Here is a 21669-nt window from a genome sequence, read left to right as displayed (position 1 = left end):
GATGACAACAAGTTTAAGGGATGCAGATTTATTAACTGCAATTGTGACTCCTTTTAAGGACTCAGGAGAAATTGATTATCAAAGTCTAGAAAAATTAACTAATTATTTAATTAACCAAGGTTCGAATGGCTTTGTAATTGGGGGAACAACTGGCGAAACACCAACTTTAACTCATGCAGAAAAATTAGAGCTTTATCAAAGGTTTGGTGAAATTGTAGCTGGAAGAGTTCCAGTAATCGCAGGAACTGGGAGTAATAATACTGCTGAAACAATTGCTTTTACTAATGAAGTAAGTAAATTGCCGGGGATTGATTATGCCTTGGTAGTCGTGCCACCTTACAATAAGCCTAATCAGCGAGGGATGAAGGCCCATTTTAAAACAGTAAGCGAAAACGTTAATTTACCAATTGTTATGTATAACATCCCTGGCCGCACTGGGGTAAAAATGGAAGTAGAAACAATTATTGAATTATCAGCTTTAGAAAATATTGTCGGAATTAAACAGTGTGCTTCTTTAGAAGAACTGGAAGAATTAGTCGACCATACCCCAGCAAATTTTGCCATCTTTACAGGAGAAGATACGCAAGCTTTAAGTGCGAGAGTATTAGGCGCTAATGGGGTAATTTCAGTTGCTTCGCATGTCTATCCGCAATTAATGAGAAAAATGTATGATGTATTATATGCCGATGAATACCAACACGCAGCGAATATTCAGCGCTTTTTAACGCCAAAGATGCAAGCACTTTTTATGTATCCATCTCCTAGTCCAACTAAAGCCGTCTTAAGTGCGCAAGGATTTCAAATGGGTGATTGTCGCTTGCCAATAGTTAGTTTAAATAATGAAGAAAAAAGAAATTTAGCTCGGCATTTAGGTCTAGCTGAAGATGCTCTACTTCATCATTTATCGTTAGATTTGGGAGGAAGTCTAAATGAGTAAAAAAGTATTAATTGCTGGTTATACGGGATCAATGGGGCAGAAAGTAATTGAGTTAATCAATTCTTTGCCTGATTTTGAAATTAGTGCAGGTTTAGCTCCGACAGTGCAGAAGGAACTTTTACCTGAGACGGCACAAGTTTTTACAAAGTTAACTGAAATTCCGGCAGGAATTGCAGAAATCTGGATTGATTTTACAGTGCCAAGTTCTGTATTTGAAAATGTTTCCTATGCCCTAAATCATCAAATGAAACCTATTGTTGGTACAACTGGTTTAACTGATGAGCAAGTAACGACTCTAAAAAAACTAGCTTTAGACAACCATTTAGGTGGCTTAATTGCACCTAATTTTGGTTTATCAGCAGTACTTTTAATGAAGTTTGCGCGAGAAGCTGCAAAGTATTTCCCAGATGTTGAAATTATTGAAATGCATCATGCTGATAAAAAAGATGCTCCTTCAGGTACGGCACTTGCGACTGCTAAGTTAATTAATGAAACTCGTTTGCCGCATCAAACAAATACTGATGAGGTTGAAACATTAGCAAATGTTCGGGGCGGAGACTATAAAGGAATAAAAATTCATTCAGTCCGGTTACCAGGATATATAGCTCATGAAGAAGTTTTATTTGGTGGTCCTGGAGAAGCGTTAACTATTCGTCAAGATTCATTTGATCGTGCTTCTTTTATGAGTGGAGTAAAGGTTGCCTTAGAAAAAGTTGGTGAACTATCTAAATTAGTATTTGGATTAGAAAAAATTTTATAAGGGGATGGAAATTATGCCAGCATTACCAGAATCTTTAAAGAACAAATTTAGTGAAAATGCAGAAAAAATCCAGGTCTCAGGAATCAGAGAATTTGATAATCAGATTTCTACAATTGATGGATTAATTAAGTTGACACTTGGTGAACCAGATATGGACACCCCTGAGCATGTTAAAGAAGCTGCAATTGCCAGTATTGCCAATAATGATTCACACTATGGACCTCAAGCAGGAAAAAGAGAGCTGCGCCAAGCAATTAGTAATTTTTTAGAAAAAACAATTGGTGTTTCTTATGATCCAGATACTGAAATCTCTGTGACTGTAGGAGCAAGCGAAGCTTTAGCGGCATCAATCTTATCTTTAGCTAATCCAGGAGATAAGTTTATTATTCCAACACCAATCTTTTCATTTTATTGGCCAATGGTTTCTTTAGGCGGAGCTGAATCAGTTTTAGTAGATGTTTCAAAGGATAACTTTATTTTGACACCACAAAAGCTCGAAGAAGTTTTGAAAAAAGAGGGAGATCGGGTAAAGGGAGTAATTTTAAATTATCCTTCTAATCCTAGTGGAGTTGAATATACTAAAGAACAAATCAAGGCTCTAGCAAAAGTAATTAAAGATCATGATTTATTTGTGATCACTGATGAAATTTATAGTGGGTTGACTTATGGAATAGACCATTATTCAATTGCTAAAGAAATTCCCGAAAGAACAATTTTTGTTTCAGGACTTTCTAAGTCTCATGCGATGACTGGTTATCGTTTAGGATTTGTGGCTGCTCCTAAAGAGGCAATGGCTCAACTAAATAAAATTCATGGCTTTTTAGTAGCTACAGCATCTAATGCTTCCCAGGCAGCTGCTTTAGAAGCCTTGACTAATGGACTGGATGATATTGAAGCTGCTCGTCAAAAATATGAAAAGCGTCGCAACTATGTTTACCGAGAATTGCAGGAAATAGGCCTGCAAGCAGTTAAGCCTCAAGGAGCATTCTATATTTTTATAAAGGCTCCAGAAAAATACCATAATGATGGGTATCAATTTGCCTTAGATTTAGCTCAAAAAGCTAAAGTTGGTGTAATTCCAGGCAATGCTTTTGGCCCAGGTGGAGAAGGGTATGTTCGTTTGTCTTATGCAGCTTCAGATGAAAATTTGCATGAAGCTTTGAAAAGAATAAAGAAGTTTGTGGAAGAAGGAAATAATAATGACTAGAGAATATAATGTTGCAATTTTAGGAGCAACTGGTGCTGTTGGAAGAAGAATGATTGAGCAATTAGAACAATCTTCTATTCCAGTAAAAGAATTAAAATTATTAGCTTCTTCTCGCTCTGCAGGGACAAAGCTTCCTTTTAGAGGAAAAGAATATATAGTAGAAGAAACTAAACCCGAGTCATTTGACGGAGTAGATTTGGTCCTCTCTTCAGCTGGTGGAAGTGTCTCAAAGAAATTTTTACCAGAGGCAGTTAAAAGAGGAGCGGTGTGTGTTGATAATACCAGTGCCTTTAGAATGGATCCAGATGTGCCTTTGGTAGTGCCAGAGGTTAATGGCGAGCAGCTAAAGAATCATCATGGAATTATTGCTAACCCAAATTGTTCAACGATTCAAATGGTAATGGCATTAGAACCAGTTAGAAGAAAGTTTGGCTTAAAGCAGATTATTGTTTCTACCTATCAAGCTGCTTCAGGAGCAGGGCAATCTGCTTTAAATGAATTAAATCAAGAAGCGCAAGATTATTTGGATGGAAAAAATATGCAAGAAGATGCAAAGATTTTGCCAACTAAGGGAGATAAAAAACACTATCCTTTAGCATTTAATTTGTTGCCACAAATTGATGTTTTTGAAGAAGATGGGTATTCTCATGAAGAATGGAAAATGATTCATGAAACTAAGAAGATTATGCTTAATGAGATGGATGCACCTGAAATTAAGGTGACTGCTACCTGTGTTCGTGTCCCAGTCCCAATTTCTCACGGAGAAAGCGTCTACTTTACAGTTGCAGATGAAACCGCAACAGCTGAAGATATCAGAAAAGTGATGGCTGATTTCCCAGGAGTAGTTGTGCAAGATGATCCAGAAAATCAAGTGTACCCACAACCAATTGATGCTGTTGGAAAAAGAGAAACTTTTGTAGGTCGCATTCGTCCAGATCAAGAAAATAAAGGCGCATTTAATGCATGGATTGTAGCTGATAATTTATTAAAGGGTGCAGCTTGGAATGCAGTAGAAAATGCAGAATATTTAGTAAAAGAAGATTTAATCTAGAGAAAAGAATAATTAGAGTGAGGGTAATGAGCCACAAAAGTTGGATGCTTTTGTGGTTTTTACTATGGACTAAAGAAGTTAATTTTTGAACGCTCGCATTAAAGGACTGGCGTGTTTTATTACGTATTGAATAGTAATGTCAGCTTTATTGTTGTAATACTCTTCAAGGCGTATAATTAAATTATCTCATTTGGGAAGGGAGGGTGTCGATGGTACAATACTTAGCGATTGACCTTGTGAAGAAGGCTAAAAAAGCTGGATTTAAGGAAGATCGCATAAGAGGAGATCACCATATTTTCGTAAATCCTAAAGACGGGAAGATGGTTGCAATTCCTTTTAGCAAAAGAAAAGATACTATAGCTGTTGGAACAGCTCATAGTATCTTACGTGTGATTAATGGGTAATACTTAATAAAAGGCAAGTAGTTATTACTTGCTTTTTATTATATGTCACTTTTTTCATAATTAAAACTGTTGATTAAGTGCGCTTTTATACGTATAATAAAATAAACTTACTAAGTAAGTTTAAGGAGGTATTTTATGAAGTATGTGGTATATCCGGCTATATTAGATGATTCAGAAAACGAAGTAGGCTTGTACACGGTAACTTTTCCTGATGTAGAGGGGGCAATTACTGATGGGAAAGGTGAAGGAGAGGCAATGGCTAGAGGTTCAGAGGTTTTAGGTGCGTTTTTATATGATGTTCCCGAAAATAAATTGCCAAAACCAACCAGTATTGAAAGAGTAAAAAAGGAAAATCCTAAAAAATTAGTTGTACCAATCTTTTCAGATTTAGAAAAGGCTAGAAAAGAAACTAAAAAAACAACAATTAAAAAGAATACAACTATTCCGAGCGACCTTGCCTATAAGGCAGAACAAGCTGGAATAAATTTTTCACAAACATTAACAGAAGCTCTAGAAGCAAAGCTTTTAACCAAGTAAAAGATGATGTAATAGTTGTAAATAATGTGTATGAGTTAGGCTAAGCGTTAGTTTTTGATGGCCATTTTTAAGTAGGATTCTGTAATTAAAAAAATAAGTATAAAAAAGTCCACTCAGAATTAAACAATCTGAGTGGACTTTTTGATGAACAAATTATGAATAATAACTTGTAAAGCTTAATCTAGCAATACATTTTATGATTCGGGTGAGATTCGAACTCACGACCCACGGTTTAGAAGACCGTTGCTCTATCCAGCTGAGCTACCGAACCATCTCCGCTAACGGACATTTAATATTATACGAAATTTATTTGTTAAAAGTCAAACACTTTTTAAAACTTTTTGTAAATATTTGCTTAATTTTCTATTTGCGGATATCTTATTATAAATTAATAGTTGATACTAATAGAGATGCATTATAATGAAGATATAAAAATAAAAAGAAAAAAGGAGATAATTATGCCATTTGTACATGTAGAATTGATTAAAGGACGTAGCGATGAGCAACTTACTAATTTGATGAAAGATATCACAAAAGCTGTGCATAAGAATACTGGAGCCCCTAAAGAGCATATTCATGTAATTATTAATGAATTGGATAAGCATACGTATGGTCAAGGTGGAAAGTGGCGCGCTTGAGTTATTAATTTAACTAAAGTTACCAATCAAAATATTTTTTTCTCAGAAAAGTTAGCAGTAAAATTAAAAGAAAATGCAAAAAGGTGAACAAAGATGAGCGCAATTTCTACCTTATTGAAGCAAGAAAATATTACATTAACAAAAATTTCAAAGCAATTCAATATTCCGCGCAAAGTAATCCAAAGAGCATTAAAGCAAAAACCAGATGCTTGGTCACCGAAGGTTTTAAATGCATTTGCGACTAGTTTAAGTAAAACGCCAGGTGAATTAATTGCCTTACTTCTTCCGGATACTTATGTGCTGGAAATCAACGATCCTAATCAAACTATTCAAGATGTTTATATTGAAGATAAAGAGACTTATCAACAAATTCGCTTTATTGTAGAAAGTGAACATTTAGAAGGATGGGAGCCGACAAGGACTGAGATTGAATTTTTATTAAATCAAGCATTAGAGCCAAATTTAGATTTGCAAAATGAAATAGATCAGATTTGGAGTGCAGACCATGATTAAGGAAGTACATGATAGTTCTTGGTATCACCATCATTTTCTGTATGAAACAGGGGCATTAAGAAATAAATTACACATTACTGATCCTAAAAAATTGCAAGAGCGAGAATATATGGGATCAGCAGTGCGGGCGCTCACTTTTTTAAGAAAAAAGGAAACGATAACTTCAATTGAAGATTTAAAAACTATCCATAAGATTATGTTTGGTTGGTTATATGAATGGGCAGGAGTTATACGCGACTATCAACTTTTAAAAGAAGAAACACAGTTTTTGGAGCCATCACGAATTCCTTTTGGAATGAGTGAAATTGATACAAAATTAGCACAATTACGTAAGAAAGATAAATTAACTGCTCAAGATTATGCTTTTTTATTAGATCGGTTAAATTACCTTCATCCTTTTAGAGAAGGTAATGGTCGGAGTAGTAAAGTGTTTTTACAAGCATTAGCGGCTAATCATCAGCAAGTCATAGAATATCCTCGGACTAATGAGGAGCTAATTGCGGCCCAAAAAAATGCTGATATAGCTAAGATTGCCAGTTTATTGAAAATAGAAGATGCTGCAGAGGAGAAATGAAATGAAAGAAGAAAAACATTTAGATGCTAGTACAGGTGCTAGTGAGCATCATTTTGAAAAGAAGGAAAGTCAAGAAATAAAAAGTCCGTGGCCTGGTCCTAAAGGGATGATTCCAGTAACTAGTGGCCGTGCTGAAGATGCTAATGTCCATAATCGGGCTTACCTTGATAATATTTTAGTAGAAATGCGAATCTTAGATGCAGTAGAACCAAATTTGGAGACAGAATTTTTTGGTAAAAAATACTCATCTCCAATTACTTTAGCTGCTGTATCCCATTTAAATAAAGTTTTGGATAACAAAGAACGTAAGCCAATGCAAGAAAAAGCAATTGCAGCTAAAAATTTGAGCGTTTTGAATTGGATTGGAATGGAAACTAATGAGGAATACCGTGAGATTACTGCTGTAGGTGGGGATACGGTTAGAATTATTAAACCATTTGCTGATCATGAAAAAATCTTAGATGAAATTGCAGTAGCGCAAGAAATAGGAGCAGTAGCTGTGGGAATGGATATTGACCATGTACCCGGAACCAATGGAAAATATGATGTGGTTGATGGGATTGCTTTGGGTCCAGTAACTAGTGCAGATTTAAGAAGTTATGTAAAAGCAGCTCATGTTCCATTTGTAGCTAAGGGAGTTTTATCTGTCCAAGATACCATTAAGGCAAGAGATGCGGGATGTAGTGCGATTGTAGTTTCTCACCACCATGGTCGTTTACCATTTGGTGTTCCACCACTAAAAGTATTACCTGCAATCAAGCATGCACTTGGTAATAGTAAAATGACAATTTTTGTTGATGGTTCAATTGTATCAGGCTATGATGCCTATAAAGCACTTGCATTAGGGGCAGACGGAGTTTTAATTGGTAGGGCTATCTTAGCGGAATTACTTGATAAAGGAACGAAGGCTGTTGAAGATAAAGTAGTGAAGATGAATGAGGAATTAGCTGAATTAATGATGTATACAGGTGTTAAAGATACCAAGACCTTTGATCCCACAGTTTTACATTTTAACTAACAAAAAACAGGTAACTTAGGTTACTTGTTTTTTGTTAGTGATTTTTCTAGTAAAATAGAAAAAGAAACAAAATGAGTAGGTGAAATAAATGTATGATTATCGCAATAATTTAAAGAGAATTTTAAATAAAACAGCAGGTGATGATAAAAGTTTACAAAATTCTTTAAGTGCAATTAAGGCCATTTTGGCAATGGCAGAAGGTGGAGAAGTTGTATCAACGCAAGTAGTTCCCAAAAAAGAAAAAAGTAGTGATCATAATCAGGAAAAAATACAACTATTTAATTCATTGTTAAACAATATCGCAGAGTTAATTGCTTCACCTGGAAATGAGAAGGCTAAGAAAGAAGCTAGTGGTGCTATTCATAAATTAACTTTTTTTGGTGGAATTAGTAAAAAGTATGGGAAAAGTTTGGGCCGTTTAGATAATGTAATTCAAAAATCAGTTGAAACCGATCAAGTAGTTAATCAAAAAATTTTTGAACAAGCACTTAAACCCAAAAAGCAGGTAAAAAGAGATTATCGTACAGGTAAACGTTATACAATTATTCGTACTTTAAGTGGGGCGCAGTTAACGACAGATAATGGGGATATTGCTTTTGAAGTTAATGAAAGTCAGATTCACAGTCTAAATTTAAAAACTGGTGATATAGTTGAAGCTTTAGAAAATAAGACTGCTTTAGGCCCAGAAGTAGAAATCTTACGAGTAGTTGGCTACAAAAATATGCGTAAGCGTGACTATGATCAAATAGAAACTTTTAGATATGGGGTGGTACAAGGTAGTAGTGGAAACTTAAGTGTGTCAAGAAATGTAAAAGGCCAAAAATTAAAAATACGAGGTAAAAATATTATTGTCCCTGTTGATTCTAGTTACTACCAAAATGGAACTATTCATTTAGAGGATGGCTCAATTGTAGATTTAGCCTGGTATAGCGAAGATGTTCGTTTAAAAAAGGATCCTGCTAGTGCAGTAAAAATTCGTTGGATCTATGAAACTGAAGCACCCAAAAGAGTGGGAAAGACACCTAAAAAGATTAATAAAACAAATTTGTCTCCTACTAAAATTAATAAAACAAATTTGTCTCCTACTAAAATAGAAACTTTAGACTTAGATTTACACTATCAGCGTGTTGGAATTGCAATCGGTGATAATCAAAATGAGAAAATTTTGGAAGAAATTGTTAATAAGTATAATGGTATCCCGATTCCAATTAATGCCTTTGAAGGGAAGAAAAAGGCGATGGAAAATCAAATAAAAAATTTAGATATTGTAATCTTAGTGACTGCTTTTGCTGCTCATGATAGTACTTGGAACATTCGTGAATTTGCTAGTAAATATAAAGTAAAATTTGCTGTTAGTTCAAGTAAAGGATACCAATCTTTTGAAAGAGCACTTTATCGTGCAGCTAATGGAATGCCAGCTTATGAAGGTAATCAGCAATTAGAATATAAAAAGAAAAAGATAAAAAATAAAGCTAATTAAATAAGGCAGTAGTTTGAGCAAGTAAAATTCACACTGTATAATTATTAGTGAGAAGGACTTGAAAAGAAAGGACGCTGAGATGAGAGATAGTTTAAAAAAACGTTCTTGGATGCGCTGGGTAGTGTTTTTAATAGCGCTAGAAATTATTGCAATTTCAATTAACTTTTTTTATGGACCAATTAATATTGCAGCCGGTGGTTCAACTGGAATTTCAATTTTAGTGGACGCAGTGTGGGGCATTAATCGTTCCATTACAGTATTAGTAGTGAATATTTTGATGCTGATTCTAGCTGGAATATTTTTAGGGATGAAAACTACTAAAAATGTAGCTTTAGGAAGCTTTATATTGCCTGTATTGATGGAAATTACACCAAGTTTTGCCCTTACTTCAAATAAATTGTTGGCAGTTATTTATGGTGGGGCTTTAATGGGATTAGGCGTCTCACTTTTATATCGGGTAAATGCTTCTAGTGGAGGCACTACTATTCCGCCAATGATTTTGAAAAAGTACTTCTATATTAATCCAGCAGTAAGTTTACTTTGCATTGATATGATAATCATCTTTTTAAACATTTTTGTAGATGGTTGGCAAGCATTTTTGCTAGCTACTTTATCACAAGTAGTAACAGCAATGACGATGAACTATGCAGAGGCTGGTTTCGATCGAAAATATCAAATTCGGGTAATGAGTAATGACCACTTTGAAGAGATTAAAAAAATGCTAACCCAAGATTATCAAGGTTTAACTTTATACAATGTTGAAGGTGGATTTACTCAAGATCAAAAGCAGCAAATTTTGATGGTTGTTGATAGAAGAGAATATGGTCCCTTAATTACAAAAATCCATGAAGTTGACCCTAATGCCTTTATCATTACTGATACGGTAGTAAAAGTTCATGGTGGTCAATGGGGATTATAAATAAAAAACAATTGCGAAATTTTTAATTAGGTAGTACACTATAGTAGTTGTATTTGTGGCTACCTCACATCTGCAACCGCACGCTTTAGGTCTGAAAGAGAGCTAATGTTAGTTTCACCGATAGCGGCGAGTCTAAGTATTATTTCGGAGGTGTACAAATGTACGCAATTATTAAAAACGGTGGTAAGCAATACAAGGTTGCTAAGGGTGACAGCGTTTATATTGAAAAGATGGACGTTGAACCAGGTAAAGAAGTAACTTTTGATGAAGTTATCCTTGTTAACGATGGAAAGTCAACTAAGATTGGTACTCCAGTAGTTGAAGGTGCTAAGGTTACTGCTAAAGTTGAAAAGCAAGGCAAAGAAAAGAAAGTTGTAACTTTCAAGTACAAGCCAAAGAAGCACTCACACACTAAGTACGGTCACCGTCAACCTTACACTTTGGTGACTATTGAAAGCATTGAAGCTTAATAAGGAGTCGAATTATTATGATGATTAATAACATTGAAGCACTTAAATTATTAGCCCACCACAAGGGTGGTGGTTCTACTGCCAATGGTCGTAACTCAGCTGGTCGTCGTTTAGGCGCAAAGCGTGCTGACGGTCAAGCAGTTCACGCAGGTTCAATTATCTACCGTCAACGTGGTACTAAGATCCACCCAGGTAAGAATGTTGGTCGCGGTGGCGATGACACTTTATTTGCCTTAGTTGAAGGTGTAGTTAAGTTTGAACGTTTGGGTAAAGATAAGAAACAAGTTTCTGTTTACCCAGCTGAAGAAGCAAAATAATTTTTTTGCAGGCTGAATGTTCAGGTAGAATATTCAGCCTTTTTTGTATTATTTTAGTTGAAAAATAAACTTTTTAAGTACTACAGGTTGCCTAATCCTGTTAAAAATTGGTAAGATAATTAATATAAAGAAACGAGGTAATTTTAGAATGACAAGCATTTCTGTTAATGAATTTAAAAACGGACTTACTATCAAGCATAACAATGACTTATGGCGTATTGTGGAATTCCAACACGTAAAACCTGGTAAAGGTAGTGCCTTCGTTCGTTCAAAGCTTAAGAGTTTGAGAAATGGTGCAGTTCAAGAATATACTTTCCGTTCAACTGCTAAAGTTGAAACTGCAGATATTCAAACTAAAGCTATGCAATACCTTTACAATGATGGTAGTAGTTACGTATTTATGGATAACAATACCTATGAACAATTAGAAATTCCTAACGAACAAATTGAAGAAGAAGCAAAATACTTAAAGGAAAACATGAGTGTTAATGTTATTACTCATGATGGAGAAACTTTAGGTGTAGATTTACCAAATACTGTTGATTTAACTGTTGCTGAAACAGAACCAAATATTAAAGGTGATACTTCTTCTGGTGGTGGTAAGCCAGCAACTATGGAAACTGGTTTAGTAGTTAATGTGCCATTCTTTATTAACCAAGGAGATGTTTTAACCATTAACACTGTTGATGGTAGTTACGTATCCCGTGCTAACAAGTAGTATTTAATGATGTGAGGTTTATTATGGCTGATAATTCAACGATTCTTTTATCAAGCAATGAAAAAGGCGACGAGACTCGTGTGGATGTAAGTGTTCTTGAAGTCATTTTAGGAATTGCTGCCAGAAAAGTCGATGGCGTCAGCGAAATGCGCGGCTCATTAAAAGCGGGTATAAACCGCCTTTTTGGTCGAACTAATCGCGGTAAGGGAGTTTCTATACACGTTGATGATGGAAAACTAACTGCAGATATTTATGTTTACTTAAATTACGGAGTAAATGTTCCGCAAGTAGCAATGAATCTTCAAAAGAAATTAACCTTACAACTTGAACAAATGACAAGTTTAAAATTAGATGATATCAATATTCATGTAGTAGGACTTATTTCTGAAGATGAAAATTCATATCAAGATACAGAAGAATTATTTACTTCAGATGGTGAGGCGCAAAAATAATGACCCAACACGAATTAAGAAAAATTGCTTTACAAACTCTTTATCTCGCTAATCAAAATGAAGATGCAGATGTAGAAGAGATTTGTCGAAAGGCACTAAAAGCTCTAGATATTAAAGAATATCCTGAATATTCTAAGGAATTAGTAAAGGGAATCTTAGAAAACAAGGGAGCTTTAGATGACCAAATTAGTAAATACCTAAAAAAGGGTTGGAGTATTCAAAGATTGAATCAAATTGATCGTGCCATTCTTGAATTGGGTCTTTATGAAATGCAAAATAGTAAAGCAATCGAACCTGTAGCTGCATTAAATGAAGCTTTGAATTTAAGTGAAGAGTTCTCTGCCCCAACTTCTAAAGCTTTTATTAATGGTGTTTTAGGTAATTTTATCAAAAAGGATTAATTTTTAGGCCGGTATTACCGGTCTTTTTTTAACGAGGCTAAAATGGTTACGATCTTAGAAGGTCGCACGCTAGCGACTCAAATAAAAAATAAAATAAAAAAAGAAGTTATTCAGTTAAAAGAAAATGGAGTAGTTCCGACAATTTGCGTAATACAAGTTGGAGAAGACCCAGCTAGTACGATTTATCTTAGAAAGAAAAAAGAATTTGCCCAATCAGTTGGAATTAAAGAAATCAGTCTACGATTTTCACAAGAAATCACTCAGCAAGAATTAATTGATAAAATTAAAGAGTTGAATGCAGATGCTGCTATCAATGCAATTATGGTTCAATTACCACTTCCGCAGCAGATAGATGAGCAGGCAATTTTTGAGACGATTGCTCCCCAGAAAGATGTTGATGGTTTTCATCCCTATAATCAAGGAAAACTATGGCAAGGAGATAGTCAAATTATGCCAGCAACAGTTAGAGGAATTTTAAGTCTAATTGATTCTTATGAACTTGATTTAGTAGGAAAGAATACTTTAATCATCGGACGAAGTGTAATTGTGGGAAAACCGCTAGCAAGTCAACTTTTAGCAAGAGATGCAACTGTGACAATCGCCCATTCAAAAACCCAGGATTTATCGGCACTAACAAAAAAAGCAGATATAATTGTTTCCGATGTAGGCCAAGCAAATTTAATTACGTCTAAAATGCTTAAACAAGGGGTAGTTTTATTAGACGTTGGAATTAATCGGGTCAATGGCCGTGTGGTAGGTGATGTAGCATTTGAAGATTGTAAAGTAAAAGCTAGTGCTATTACGCCGGTTCCTGGAGGAATTGGACCATTGACAGTTGCTAGTTTAATGGAGCAAGTAGTAATTTTGACAAGGATACAAAAAGATGACAGATAATGTCCAATTTTTAACAGTAAGTGATTTAAATGAATATGTGACAGCAAAGTTTAAAAATGATCCTTATCTAAAAGAAGTTTATGTTAAAGGTGAAATTTCTAATTTTCGTTACCGAATGAATTCGACCCAGTATTTTTCTTTAAAGGATAAAGATTCAAAGATAAACGTTGTCATGTTTCGCTCAGCTTTTAATAAGTTGAAGTTTAAACCTGAAGAAGGAATGGAAGTTTATGTTAAAGGTCGGGTTGATGTCTACCAGCCGCAAGGAAGCTATCAATTCTATGCTCAGGAAATGGAACCTGTAGGGCTAGGGGCACTCTATGAACAGTTTGAACAATTAAAAAATAAATTGGCCCAAGAGGGTTTATTTGATTTACAACATAAACAGACATGGCCAGCGTTCCCTGATAGAATTGCTGTTGTAACAAGCTCTTCAGGAGCGGTAATTCACGATATTTTAGTTACCGCTAATCGACGTTTCCCTCATGCTCAAATAGATCTTTATCCTGCTAAAGTTCAAGGCGATGAGGCTAAAGATAGCTTAGTTAAGGCCTTAAAGCAAATTTCGACTAAAAAAGATGAGTATGATCTAGTAATTATTGGGCGTGGAGGAGGATCTTTAGAAGATTTATGGCCTTTTAATGAAGAAGAAGTGGTGCGGGCAATGTATGAATTACCAATTCCAATTATTTCTTCAGTAGGGCATGAAACAGATACAACCTTAGCAGACTTAGTAGCTGATGCTAGAGCAGCCACCCCAACTGCCGCAGCAGAACTTGCCACGCCAGATTTAGCTAAAGTAGTAAATGATATTGAAAAATATCGGGTTCGTTTAGCTAGTTCAATTAATAATTTGTTAAAAAACAAAGCCTCTGCTTTAATACGCTTAACTAATGCTCCAATTTTTCAAACTCCTGAGCGTTTATACGAACAAAGAATTCAGTTGGTTGATAGCTTGGATATGCGTTTGAATAATGCAATAAGTAACCTTTTAGCGCATAAGCAAGCAACTTTTAATTTAATAGGACAGAAGTTAAAGGCTAATAATCCGAGTGTTAGACTAATAAATAACCAAAGTACACTTAATCATTTGACGAAAGATCTAAATAAAAATATGGCTGCGTATTTACAAATGAAGAAGAATCTTTTGACGCAGACAATGCAACGTTTAGATGGTAATAGTCCTTTAAAGGCAATTAGTAAAGGTTATGTTTATACTTCTACTCAAGCCGGAAAAACAGTTACTAGTGTAAATGAATTGAAAAAAGATGAAATCTTGAATTTACGCTTTAAAGATGGAAGTGCACAGGCTAAAATTATAGATATCAGAAAGGATAAGTAAAATGGCTGAAAAAAATAATTTTGAAAATCAATTAACTGAATTAGAGCAAATTGTTAATCAATTAGAAACAGGTAATTTACCATTAGATGAAGCCTTAACTGAATTTCAAAAGGGAATAACTCTTAGTCGAGATTTACAAACTAAACTTACTCAAGCTCAAGAAACAGTTGCGCGTTTAGTTAAAGAAGATGGTAGTACCCAAAGACTTGATCCTAATAATGCAGCAGCACCTGAGGAAAATTAATGAAACTTAAAGAATTTCAAAAAAGTTATCTTCCGAAAATAAATAAATTTTTAGAAGAAAAATTAGCGCTAGAAGTAAAAGATAAAAGTTTTAAAGATATTCTATCTTATTCAGTGTTAGCTGGAGGAAAGAGATTACGTCCTTTACTATTTCTGGCAACCCTTCATACTCTAGGAAAAGAAATTGGTGAAAATGAAATTCAAATTGCTGCAGGGATTGAATTAATTCACACCTATTCTTTAATTCATGATGATTTACCAGCAATGGATAATGATGATTTTCGTCGTGGTAAATTAACCTCACATAAAAAGTGGGGTCATGCTCAAGCTATTTTGGCAGGAGACGCGTTATTACCATTAGGTATTCAATGGATTGCACAAGGAGGTCAATCTGTTGAAATGATTGAAGTAATTACTAAAGCTATTGGGCCAAACGGAATGGTTGAAGGACAGTATTTGGATATTGAGGGAACGAATAATCCAGAAGCTAAAGAGGATCAAGAATTAGCTGATAAAATGGAGTGGCTAAAAACGGGCTGTTTGATTCAAGCCAGTGTAGAAATGGCAGCCATTTATGGACAAGCTGAGTTAAAACAAAGAGAAGATTTAGTAAAAATGAGTGTATTTTTTGGTCGTGCCTATCAAATTTATGATGATTTAGTGGATGTAGTAGAAAATAGTAATGAAGCTGGAAAAGCAACCCATAAAGATGAAAAAAAAGGAAAAAATAATACTTTAACCGTTTTGGGAATTACCCAAAGTAGAGAAAAACTACAACATTTAGTAAATCAAGGCAATAACATAGTGAAAAAATTTGAAAATCCAATTTTAGGCGAATTTTTTACACTTTATGAGAAGGTATTATAATGAGAAAAAAAAGAGCAGATATATTATTATTTGAACAAGGATTGTTTAACTCAAGAACGGCCGCTCAACGAGCAATTATGGCGGGATTAGTAAGTGACCATAATCATCAAAGAATTGATAAAAGTGGAGAAAAATTTCCAGAGGAAGAAGTTTTTTACATTAAAGACGATGGTAAAAAATATGTTTCTCGTGGTGGCTTTAAACTAGAGAAAGCATTAGAAGTTTTTGATATTGATCTTAAAGGCAGAATATGTCTAGATATTGGAGCTTCTACTGGTGGTTTTACTGATGTCGCTTTACAAAATGGTGCCAAAATGGTTTATGCCTTAGATGTAGGATATAATCAGTTATCTTGGAAACTAAGAGATGATGATCGTGTGGTAGTGATGGAAAAGCAAAATTTCCGCTATAGTAAACCAGAAGATTTTACTGCTGGTCCTCCTACTTTTGCGATGACAGATGTATCTTTTATTTCATTAGATTTAATTTTGCCTCCAATGTATGAAATTTTAGCTGATGGATATGATGCCGTTTGTTTAATTAAACCACAGTTTGAAGCTGGTCCAGAACATGTTGGTAAGCATGGAATTGTGCATGATCATGAAGTTCATAAAGAAGTTATTGACCATGTAATCCAAAAAGCTCGGGAAGTAGGCTTTAATATTTTGGGTCTTGATTATTCGCCAATTAAAGGTGGTAAAGGAAATATTGAATTTTTAATTCACTTAGGAAAAAACACTGAAAACCCAGGTCAAAAATTATGGCAAGGAACTGCTGAACAAGTTGTAAATCGAGCAGTAAATGAACTTAGGGGCTGATTAAATGCTAGTAGAACTAGATATCCAAAATTTTGCGATTATTAAATCTTTAAAGGTTGATTTCAAAGATAAAATGACTGTTTTAATTGGGGAAACAGGAGCTGGTAAATCAATTTTAATTGATGCGCTATCTCTTTTATTGGGTAATCGTGCTCAAGCAGAAATGATTCGTACAGGGCAGCAAAAGGCAAAAATTACTGGTTTATTTACTGTAGGTAAACAAAAGAAAGAATTAGAAGAATTAGCTGCTAACTACGGAATTCCGCTTGAAGAAGATGAACTCATCATTAGTCGTGAAATTTCTAGTAAGGGAAGAAATGTTGTTAGGATTAATGGCCAATTAACAACTATTTCTGTTTTAAAAGAATTTGGGCATTATTTAGTTGATATTCATGGACAAAACAATCAGCAAATTTTAATGAATCCAAAGGCGCAAATTTATTTAGTAGATGATTACGCAGATGATAATTTTAAAACTACACTAAAGCAGTATCAAGAGAACTTCTATCAGTGGAAAAAGTTAACAGCTGAAATTAAAGAAAGTGAAAAGAATGCTCAAGAATTAGCGCAAAGACAAGATATTCTAAATTTTCAGCTTAATGAGCTAGAGAGTGCCAATTTAGAGGACATTCATGAAGATGAGATTCTGGAGGAAGAATTTCAAGAGTTAGACAATTATCAAAAAATTGCTGATACTGCTAATTATTTTATGCAAATGTATGATGATCCAGAACGTGGATTAGCTACTTTATTAGGGCAGGCACAAGGTGCAGCTGAAGAATTAGGCGAATACGGTAAAAAATTTCAAAATTTTGCTCAAAGTTTTAATGAGGGTTACTATGCTTTGGGGGATGCACGAAGTGAATTAAGTAATATTATGGATTCACTAGATTTTGATGAAGAACGGTATCATTACGTGGTAGAACGCTTAGATGAACTCAAAAAATTGAAGAAAAAATATGGCCCGACACTAGAAGATGTATTTGAATTTTATGCAAGAATTCAAAAAGAATTTAAGCAATTTCAAGCAAGTAGTGATACTGAATCTTTAAAAAAAGAAGTAGCAGCGTTAGAAAAGTTAATGGAAGAACAAGCAACTAACTTGCATCAAAGTCGTCAAAAAATAGCCCATGATTTGGAAAAAAAGATAAAACAAGAATTAGCAGATCTTTATATGGAGAAAGCTCAATTTGCAATTGAAGTAAAATCAGAAGCTATTTTTAATAAAGAAGGTAAAGATAAGATCACCTTCCTAATCTCTCCTAATCCTGGTGAAGATTTACAACCATTAATTAAAGTGGTATCTGGTGGAGAGCAGTCAAGATTAGTTCTTGCATTAAAATCTATTTTTTCAAAAGTTGAGCCAGTAGGGACAATGATTTTTGATGAAATTGATACTGGGGTATCAGGAAGAGTGTCGGGTGCAATTGGTAAGAAGATGCGAGCAATTAGTCAAGAAAAGCAGGTAATTGCAATTACACACGCTCCTCAAGTAGCAGCAGCAGCTGATAATTATTATCAAGTAGCAAAAAAGGTAGAGAATGGAGCTACTTACACTACAATTTCTAATCTACAAGAAAAAGATGCAGTAACAGTAATTGCACAAATGTTAGCAGCCAATGAAGTTACTGAAGTTGCCAAAAAGAATGCAGAAATGTTAATTAAAGAAACCCATCAAGGCCATTAAGCTGCGGTGCTTTATTTTTCACTTTTTTAGTAGTAAATTGGTAATAAAGAAGAAAGATTAATAGTAAAAAAGTAACTTATATTGCATAAATTTAATTTTTAAAGTAGTATTATCTTGTTACATAATATTATTAGGAGAAAATATGGCACATCAAGGTTTATTAATTGTACTTTCTGGACCTTCTGGTGTAGGGAAAGGGACTGTAAAAAGTGAAATGGTTAAGCAAAGAGCTTTTTCCTTTGAATATTCAGTTTCAATGACTACCCGTAACCCTCGTCCTGGTGAAGTAAATGGAAAAGATTACTTATTTGTTAGTGAAGAAAGATTTCAAGAGGCAATCAAAAATAATGAATTATTAGAATATAATTCTTATGTGGGTAATCATTATGGAACCCCTTTGGGTCCTGTTAAAAAGATGCTCAACGAAGGAAAAGATGTGCTTTTGGAAATTGATGTTAACGGAGCTAAGCAAGTAAGAAAGCTAATGCCTGATGGTGTCTTTATTTTCTTAACACCACCTGATTTACATGAGTTAAAAGACCGAATTGTAAATCGAGGAACTGATTCAGAAAAAGCGATTGCTATGCGCATGAAGCAAGCGCGTAAAGAGATTTTAATGATGGAAGATTATGATTATGCAGTTGTTAATGACACAGTTGCAAATGCAGTTGATCATATTAAATCTATTGTTGAAGCTGAGCATGTTCGTGTACCACGAGTTATTGAAGATTATCGTGATATGGTTAAGGAGGTATAGTTATGAAGATTACTTATCCATCAATTGATGAATTGTTAGCTAGAGTTGATTCACGTTATTCATTATCTGTTTTAGCAGCAAAAAGAGCTCATGAAATTCAAGCAGGTTTTCCAAAAGCCTTAAAGCACTATGATACTGATAAAGCAGTTGGAATGGCACTTGAAGAAATTACTGCTGGTAAGGTTACAATTGATCCAGAACATCGTGCAGAAATTGATTAACTTAGACCCTTCATTGCTTTGCAATGAAGGTTTTTTAGTAGGGAGAAAAATTTGATTGCTCAAGTTATTGTAGATGTACCCGCTAAGCAAACTGATCGCACTTTTGACTATCATATTCCCCAAAATCTAGAAGTCAAAATAGGATCTAGAGTAGTAGTTCCTTTTGGGAGAAGAAAAGTTCAAGGTTTTGTAGTAAATACTAGTTCTAAAAGCCAATTTGAAGGAAAATTAAAAGATCTATTGTTGGTGGTGGATGAATTACCACCTTTAACAACTGAATTGGTTAATCTTTCTAAAGTAATGGCAGACAAAATTTTCTCTTATAGAATTAGTATCTTGCAATCAATGTTGCCACAAGTAATGCGGGCAAACTATCGTAAAATTCTGACCCCCTTAACTGAAGAGGCAAAGAGATTACCTTTTTTTAAAAATGGTCCTCTTGAAGTTGACGAGTTAAAGGATTCAGAAACAATTAATTTTATGCAAAAATTGGTTAAAACTGATCAAGCAAAAATAGAGTACTTAGTTGAAAATAAGGCAAAAAAGAAAACAGAAAAACAATATAAACTTTTAAAGACTAAAGCAGAGTTTATCGAAATTTATGAAAGCTTACGTACAAATGCTAAAAATCAACAATTACTGTTATTAGATATTCTAAATAATTTTGAGTCTTATCCTCAAACTCGGACTTACCTTCGTCAGAAACTAGGCTTAAGTAGTGATGTAATTAAGAATGCCGTAAAAAAAGAGTGGCTAAAAGAAGAAGAAGTTGAAGTCTATCGTGATCCGACTAAGGATATTAAAGAAAAAAAAGATTCAGAAATAGTCTTAAATAAAGAACAACAAGATGCTTTAGAAAAAATTTCTGCTAGTATTACCACTAAGCAAGATAAGACTTATCTTTTAGAAGGAGTAACTGGCAGTGGTAAGACAGAAGTCTATCTTCATGCAATTAAAAAAGCTCTTGCTAGTAAGCGGACTGCTTTAATGTTGGTGCCAGAAATTTCTTTAACTCCACAAATGGTTAAACAAGTAAAACAACGATTTGGATCTGATGTTGCAGTCTTGCATAGTGGGTTATCAGCAGGAGAAAAATACGATGAATGGCGCAGAATTAGACGAAATGAAGCGCAAGTAGTTGTGGGAGCAAGAAGTGCCATCTTTGCCCCTTTAGACAATATTGGGGTAATTATTATTGATGAGGAACATGAATCTTCTTATAAGCAAGAAGATAATCCCCGTTATCATGCCCGTAATGTAGCTTTATTGCGTAGCAAGTACCATCATTGTCCAGTAGTTTTAGGAAGTGCTACACCTTCCTTAGCAAGTCGTGCACGAGCCCAAAAGGGATTGTATCAATTACTGCGCTTAACTAAGCGAGCAAATCAAAAAAATTTGCCTGAGGTAAATTTAATTGACTTAAAGCAAGTTAGATTTGCAGGAGGACAGTTTGATCTTTCAATTGATTTAGTAGAAAATATTAAAGAAAAAATTGCTAAAAAGGAACAAATAATTTTGCTGCTAAATCGCCGAGGATTTGCTAATTTTATGTTATGTCGCGATTGTGGTTTTGTCTTAAAGTGTCCTAACTGCGATATTTCCTTAACTTATCATAAAAATACTCAGCAAATGCAGTGTCACTACTGTAATTATCAAGCACCTGTCCCGCAGTTTTGTCCTAATTGTCAAAGTAAGCAAATTCGTTTTTTAGGTACTGGAACTGAGAAAGTACAAGAAGAACTTCAAGAATTAATTCCACAAGCTCGAATTTTAAGAATGGATGTCGATACGACAAGGCGTAAGGGGAGCTATCAAAAAATTCTGCAAAGTTTTGAAAATGGAGAGGCAGATATTTTACTTGGGACGCAGATGATTGCTAAGGGACTGGATTTTCCAAATGTTACTTTAGTAGGAGTAATTAACGCAGATATTTCATTGCAAGTACCTGCATTTAATGCTTCTGAAAAAACTTTTGATCTTTTAACGCAAGTTTCTGGTAGAGCAGGAAGGGCACAGAAGAAGGGTGAAGTCCTAATTCAAACTTATAATCCGGATCACTATGCTATTAAGCTAGCGCAAACACAAAATTATGAAGAATTCTATCAAAGAGAAATGTATATTCGACGGCAAGGAAATTATCCACCATTTTTTTATACAACATTAATTTCTGTAGCCTCAAAGAGTGAACAACAAGCTGCTAAACAAGCTTTTTTAATTAAAAGAAAGTTAATGACTAGCTTGCATAGTCCAACAATTATTTTGGGACCAACGCCAAGTAGTATCAGTAGAATAAAAAATCAATATTATTATCAAATACTGGTAAAATATAAACAAGAGCCTAAGTTAAATGAGTTATTACATCAAATTCAAGATGATGCTCAAAAGATAAAAAAACAAGGCGTGAATGTTTATATTGATAATGAACCAGAAAGAATAAATTAAAG

The 21669-nt window shown here is 34.4% G+C and carries 26 protein-coding genes, 1 tRNA gene and 1 other annotated feature; of the genes, 26 read left to right on the top strand and 1 reads right to left on the bottom strand.

The annotated features are described in order from the left end of the window. Position 1: 1 nt before the first annotated feature. The 6 genes from dapA (at position 2) to FP435_RS05315 (ending at position 4896) form a co-directional block, all read left to right on the top strand. Positions 2 to 937, top strand: coding sequence for a 4-hydroxy-tetrahydrodipicolinate synthase (gene dapA, locus FP435_RS05340; RefSeq protein WP_265483131.1), 936 nt, complete (start codon positions 2 to 4; stop codon positions 935 to 937). After that, complete coding sequence (gene dapB, locus FP435_RS05335) at positions 930 to 1697, top strand: 4-hydroxy-tetrahydrodipicolinate reductase (RefSeq protein ID WP_265483129.1); 768 nt, start codon at positions 930 to 932, stop codon at positions 1695 to 1697. The genes dapA and dapB overlap by 8 nt, the downstream gene beginning before the upstream one ends. A 13-nt stretch (positions 1698 to 1710) precedes the next feature. Continuing rightward, entirely contained in the window at positions 1711 to 2904 is a 1194-nt protein-coding gene (locus FP435_RS05330; protein WP_265483127.1) for an aminotransferase class I/II-fold pyridoxal phosphate-dependent enzyme, read from the top strand. Further along, positions 2897 to 3955 (top strand): aspartate-semialdehyde dehydrogenase, encoded by a 1059-nt coding sequence (locus tag FP435_RS05325; protein WP_265483126.1) that lies wholly within the window; start codon positions 2897 to 2899, stop codon positions 3953 to 3955. Before FP435_RS05330 ends, FP435_RS05325 begins: the two co-directional genes overlap by 8 nt. Before the next feature lie 209 nt (positions 3956 to 4164). Then, positions 4165 to 4359 carry a type II toxin-antitoxin system HicA family toxin gene (locus tag FP435_RS05320; protein WP_265483124.1) on the top strand — a complete coding sequence of 65 codons (195 nt, stop codon included), beginning with the start codon at positions 4165 to 4167 and terminating at the stop codon, positions 4357 to 4359. Positions 4360 to 4494: 135 nt separating this feature from the next. Beyond that, complete coding sequence (locus FP435_RS05315) at positions 4495 to 4896, top strand: type II toxin-antitoxin system HicB family antitoxin (protein ID WP_265483122.1); 402 nt, start codon at positions 4495 to 4497, stop codon at positions 4894 to 4896. A gap of 197 nt (positions 4897 to 5093) precedes the next feature. On the opposite strand, the gene FP435_RS05310 is transcribed toward FP435_RS05315, so the two are convergent. Further along, a tRNA-Arg gene (locus tag FP435_RS05310) sits at positions 5094 to 5167 on the bottom strand. A 139-nt stretch (positions 5168 to 5306) separates the two neighbouring features. On the opposite strand from FP435_RS05310, the gene FP435_RS05305 reads away from it, so the two are divergent. The 20 genes from FP435_RS05305 to priA all read left to right on the top strand — a co-directional run bounded on the left by FP435_RS05305 (position 5307) and on the right by priA (position 21667). Next, positions 5307 to 5534, top strand: coding sequence for a 2-hydroxymuconate tautomerase (locus FP435_RS05305; RefSeq protein WP_265483120.1), 228 nt, complete (start codon positions 5307 to 5309; stop codon positions 5532 to 5534). A gap of 93 nt (positions 5535 to 5627) precedes the next feature. Continuing rightward, positions 5628 to 6047, top strand: a complete 420-nt coding sequence (locus tag FP435_RS05300; RefSeq protein ID WP_265483118.1) for a helix-turn-helix domain-containing protein — start codon at positions 5628 to 5630, stop codon at positions 6045 to 6047. Next, positions 6040 to 6621, top strand: coding sequence for a Fic/DOC family protein (locus tag FP435_RS05295; protein ID WP_265483116.1), 582 nt, complete (start codon positions 6040 to 6042; stop codon positions 6619 to 6621). Before FP435_RS05300 ends, FP435_RS05295 begins: the two co-directional genes overlap by 8 nt. Position 6622: 1 nt before the next feature. Beyond that, complete coding sequence (locus tag FP435_RS05290) at positions 6623 to 7639, top strand: alpha-hydroxy-acid oxidizing protein (protein ID WP_265483114.1); 1017 nt, start codon at positions 6623 to 6625, stop codon at positions 7637 to 7639. 88 nt (positions 7640 to 7727) lie between these two features. Next, positions 7728 to 9119, top strand: a complete 1392-nt coding sequence (locus FP435_RS05285) for a DUF2325 domain-containing protein (RefSeq protein ID WP_265483113.1) — start codon at positions 7728 to 7730, stop codon at positions 9117 to 9119. A 79-nt stretch (positions 9120 to 9198) separates the two neighbouring features. Then, complete coding sequence (locus FP435_RS05280; protein ID WP_265483111.1) at positions 9199 to 10038, top strand: YitT family protein; 840 nt, start codon at positions 9199 to 9201, stop codon at positions 10036 to 10038. A 64-nt stretch (positions 10039 to 10102) separates the two neighbouring features. Next, positions 10103 to 10182: a sequence feature (ribosomal protein L21 leader region), on the top strand. A 14-nt stretch (positions 10183 to 10196) separates the two neighbouring features. Next, entirely contained in the window at positions 10197 to 10508 is a 312-nt protein-coding gene (rplU, locus tag FP435_RS05275; RefSeq protein ID WP_265483109.1) for a 50S ribosomal protein L21, read from the top strand. Positions 10509 to 10525: 17 nt separating this feature from the next. Next, a complete protein-coding gene (gene rpmA / locus FP435_RS05270) occupies positions 10526 to 10825 on the top strand; it encodes a 50S ribosomal protein L27 (RefSeq protein WP_265483107.1) in 300 nt (99 codons plus the stop codon). Positions 10826 to 10973: 148 nt separating this feature from the next. Next, entirely contained in the window at positions 10974 to 11543 is a 570-nt protein-coding gene (gene efp / locus FP435_RS05265; RefSeq protein WP_265483106.1) for an elongation factor P, read from the top strand. A 23-nt stretch (positions 11544 to 11566) separates the two neighbouring features. Beyond that, positions 11567 to 11995, top strand: a complete 429-nt coding sequence (locus FP435_RS05260) for an Asp23/Gls24 family envelope stress response protein (protein WP_265483104.1) — start codon at positions 11567 to 11569, stop codon at positions 11993 to 11995. After that, the gene (nusB, locus tag FP435_RS05255; protein WP_265483102.1) at positions 11995 to 12396 is read left to right on the top strand and encodes a transcription antitermination factor NusB; all 402 of its coding nucleotides are present in this window, start codon (positions 11995 to 11997) and stop codon (positions 12394 to 12396) included. The genes FP435_RS05260 and nusB overlap by 1 nt, the downstream gene beginning before the upstream one ends. A 42-nt stretch (positions 12397 to 12438) precedes the next feature. Beyond that, on the top strand, positions 12439 to 13290 hold the full coding sequence (locus FP435_RS05250) for a bifunctional 5,10-methylenetetrahydrofolate dehydrogenase/5,10-methenyltetrahydrofolate cyclohydrolase (RefSeq protein WP_265483100.1): 852 nt from the start codon (positions 12439 to 12441) through the stop codon (positions 13288 to 13290). Then, entirely contained in the window at positions 13280 to 14632 is a 1353-nt protein-coding gene (gene xseA, locus FP435_RS05245; protein WP_265483098.1) for an exodeoxyribonuclease VII large subunit, read from the top strand. The genes FP435_RS05250 and xseA overlap by 11 nt, the downstream gene beginning before the upstream one ends. 1 nt (position 14633) lies before the next feature. Then, positions 14634 to 14876 carry an exodeoxyribonuclease VII small subunit gene (locus FP435_RS05240; protein WP_265483097.1) on the top strand — a complete coding sequence of 81 codons (243 nt, stop codon included), beginning with the start codon at positions 14634 to 14636 and terminating at the stop codon, positions 14874 to 14876. Further along, positions 14876 to 15742: a polyprenyl synthetase family protein gene (locus FP435_RS05235; RefSeq protein WP_265483096.1), complete on the top strand. Its 867-nt coding sequence runs from the start codon at positions 14876 to 14878 to the stop codon at positions 15740 to 15742. Before FP435_RS05240 ends, FP435_RS05235 begins: the two co-directional genes overlap by 1 nt. Beyond that, positions 15742 to 16560: a TlyA family RNA methyltransferase gene (locus tag FP435_RS05230; RefSeq protein ID WP_265483094.1), complete on the top strand. Its 819-nt coding sequence runs from the start codon at positions 15742 to 15744 to the stop codon at positions 16558 to 16560. Before FP435_RS05235 ends, FP435_RS05230 begins: the two co-directional genes overlap by 1 nt. Before the next feature lie 4 nt (positions 16561 to 16564). Beyond that, positions 16565 to 18247, top strand: a complete 1683-nt coding sequence (gene recN, locus FP435_RS05225) for a DNA repair protein RecN (protein ID WP_265483093.1) — start codon at positions 16565 to 16567, stop codon at positions 18245 to 18247. Between the two features lie 142 nt (positions 18248 to 18389). Beyond that, positions 18390 to 19004 (top strand): guanylate kinase, encoded by a 615-nt coding sequence (gene gmk / locus FP435_RS05220; protein ID WP_265483092.1) that lies wholly within the window; start codon positions 18390 to 18392, stop codon positions 19002 to 19004. 2 nt (positions 19005 to 19006) lie between these two features. Continuing rightward, positions 19007 to 19225, top strand: a complete 219-nt coding sequence (gene rpoZ, locus FP435_RS05215) for a DNA-directed RNA polymerase subunit omega (protein ID WP_265483091.1) — start codon at positions 19007 to 19009, stop codon at positions 19223 to 19225. A gap of 51 nt (positions 19226 to 19276) precedes the next feature. Beyond that, positions 19277 to 21667: a primosomal protein N' gene (gene priA, locus FP435_RS05210; protein WP_265483090.1), complete on the top strand. Its 2391-nt coding sequence runs from the start codon at positions 19277 to 19279 to the stop codon at positions 21665 to 21667. The last annotated feature ends 2 nt before the right edge of the window (positions 21668 to 21669 follow it).

The organism is Lactobacillus sp. PV037, assembly GCF_014522345.1.
Taxonomy (GTDB): Bacteria; Bacillota; Bacilli; order Lactobacillales; family Lactobacillaceae; genus Lactobacillus.
The sequence above is the reverse complement of the archived record's forward strand: the minus strand, read 5'-3'. Positions and strand labels throughout refer to the sequence as shown.

Excerpts from the sequence above, each read along its gene's own strand:
- dapA (WP_265483131.1), top strand. The coding sequence starts at position 2 with ATGACAACAAGTTTAAGGGATGCAGATTTATTAACTGCAATTGTGACT.
- dapB (WP_265483129.1), top strand. The coding sequence starts at position 930 with ATGAGTAAAAAAGTATTAATTGCTGGTTATACGGGATCAATGGGGCAG.
- FP435_RS05330 (WP_265483127.1), top strand. The coding sequence starts at position 1,711 with ATGCCAGCATTACCAGAATCTTTAAAGAACAAATTTAGTGAAAATGCA.
- FP435_RS05325 (WP_265483126.1), top strand. The coding sequence starts at position 2,897 with ATGACTAGAGAATATAATGTTGCAATTTTAGGAGCAACTGGTGCTGTT.
- FP435_RS05320 (WP_265483124.1), top strand. The coding sequence starts at position 4,165 with ATGGTACAATACTTAGCGATTGACCTTGTGAAGAAGGCTAAAAAAGCT.
- FP435_RS05315 (WP_265483122.1), top strand. The coding sequence starts at position 4,495 with ATGAAGTATGTGGTATATCCGGCTATATTAGATGATTCAGAAAACGAA.
- FP435_RS05305 (WP_265483120.1), top strand. The coding sequence starts at position 5,307 with ATGCATTATAATGAAGATATAAAAATAAAAAGAAAAAAGGAGATAATT.
- FP435_RS05300 (WP_265483118.1), top strand. The coding sequence starts at position 5,628 with ATGAGCGCAATTTCTACCTTATTGAAGCAAGAAAATATTACATTAACA.
- FP435_RS05295 (WP_265483116.1), top strand. The coding sequence starts at position 6,040 with ATGATTAAGGAAGTACATGATAGTTCTTGGTATCACCATCATTTTCTG.
- FP435_RS05290 (WP_265483114.1), top strand. The coding sequence starts at position 6,623 with ATGAAAGAAGAAAAACATTTAGATGCTAGTACAGGTGCTAGTGAGCAT.
- FP435_RS05285 (WP_265483113.1), top strand. The coding sequence starts at position 7,728 with ATGTATGATTATCGCAATAATTTAAAGAGAATTTTAAATAAAACAGCA.
- FP435_RS05280 (WP_265483111.1), top strand. The coding sequence starts at position 9,199 with ATGAGAGATAGTTTAAAAAAACGTTCTTGGATGCGCTGGGTAGTGTTT.
- rplU (WP_265483109.1), top strand. The coding sequence starts at position 10,197 with ATGTACGCAATTATTAAAAACGGTGGTAAGCAATACAAGGTTGCTAAG.
- rpmA (WP_265483107.1), top strand. The coding sequence starts at position 10,526 with ATGATGATTAATAACATTGAAGCACTTAAATTATTAGCCCACCACAAG.
- efp (WP_265483106.1), top strand. The coding sequence starts at position 10,974 with ATGACAAGCATTTCTGTTAATGAATTTAAAAACGGACTTACTATCAAG.
- FP435_RS05260 (WP_265483104.1), top strand. The coding sequence starts at position 11,567 with ATGGCTGATAATTCAACGATTCTTTTATCAAGCAATGAAAAAGGCGAC.
- nusB (WP_265483102.1), top strand. The coding sequence starts at position 11,995 with ATGACCCAACACGAATTAAGAAAAATTGCTTTACAAACTCTTTATCTC.
- FP435_RS05250 (WP_265483100.1), top strand. The coding sequence starts at position 12,439 with ATGGTTACGATCTTAGAAGGTCGCACGCTAGCGACTCAAATAAAAAAT.
- xseA (WP_265483098.1), top strand. The coding sequence starts at position 13,280 with ATGACAGATAATGTCCAATTTTTAACAGTAAGTGATTTAAATGAATAT.
- FP435_RS05240 (WP_265483097.1), top strand. The coding sequence starts at position 14,634 with ATGGCTGAAAAAAATAATTTTGAAAATCAATTAACTGAATTAGAGCAA.
- FP435_RS05235 (WP_265483096.1), top strand. The coding sequence starts at position 14,876 with ATGAAACTTAAAGAATTTCAAAAAAGTTATCTTCCGAAAATAAATAAA.
- FP435_RS05230 (WP_265483094.1), top strand. The coding sequence starts at position 15,742 with ATGAGAAAAAAAAGAGCAGATATATTATTATTTGAACAAGGATTGTTT.
- recN (WP_265483093.1), top strand. The coding sequence starts at position 16,565 with ATGCTAGTAGAACTAGATATCCAAAATTTTGCGATTATTAAATCTTTA.
- gmk (WP_265483092.1), top strand. The coding sequence starts at position 18,390 with ATGGCACATCAAGGTTTATTAATTGTACTTTCTGGACCTTCTGGTGTA.
- rpoZ (WP_265483091.1), top strand. The coding sequence starts at position 19,007 with ATGAAGATTACTTATCCATCAATTGATGAATTGTTAGCTAGAGTTGAT.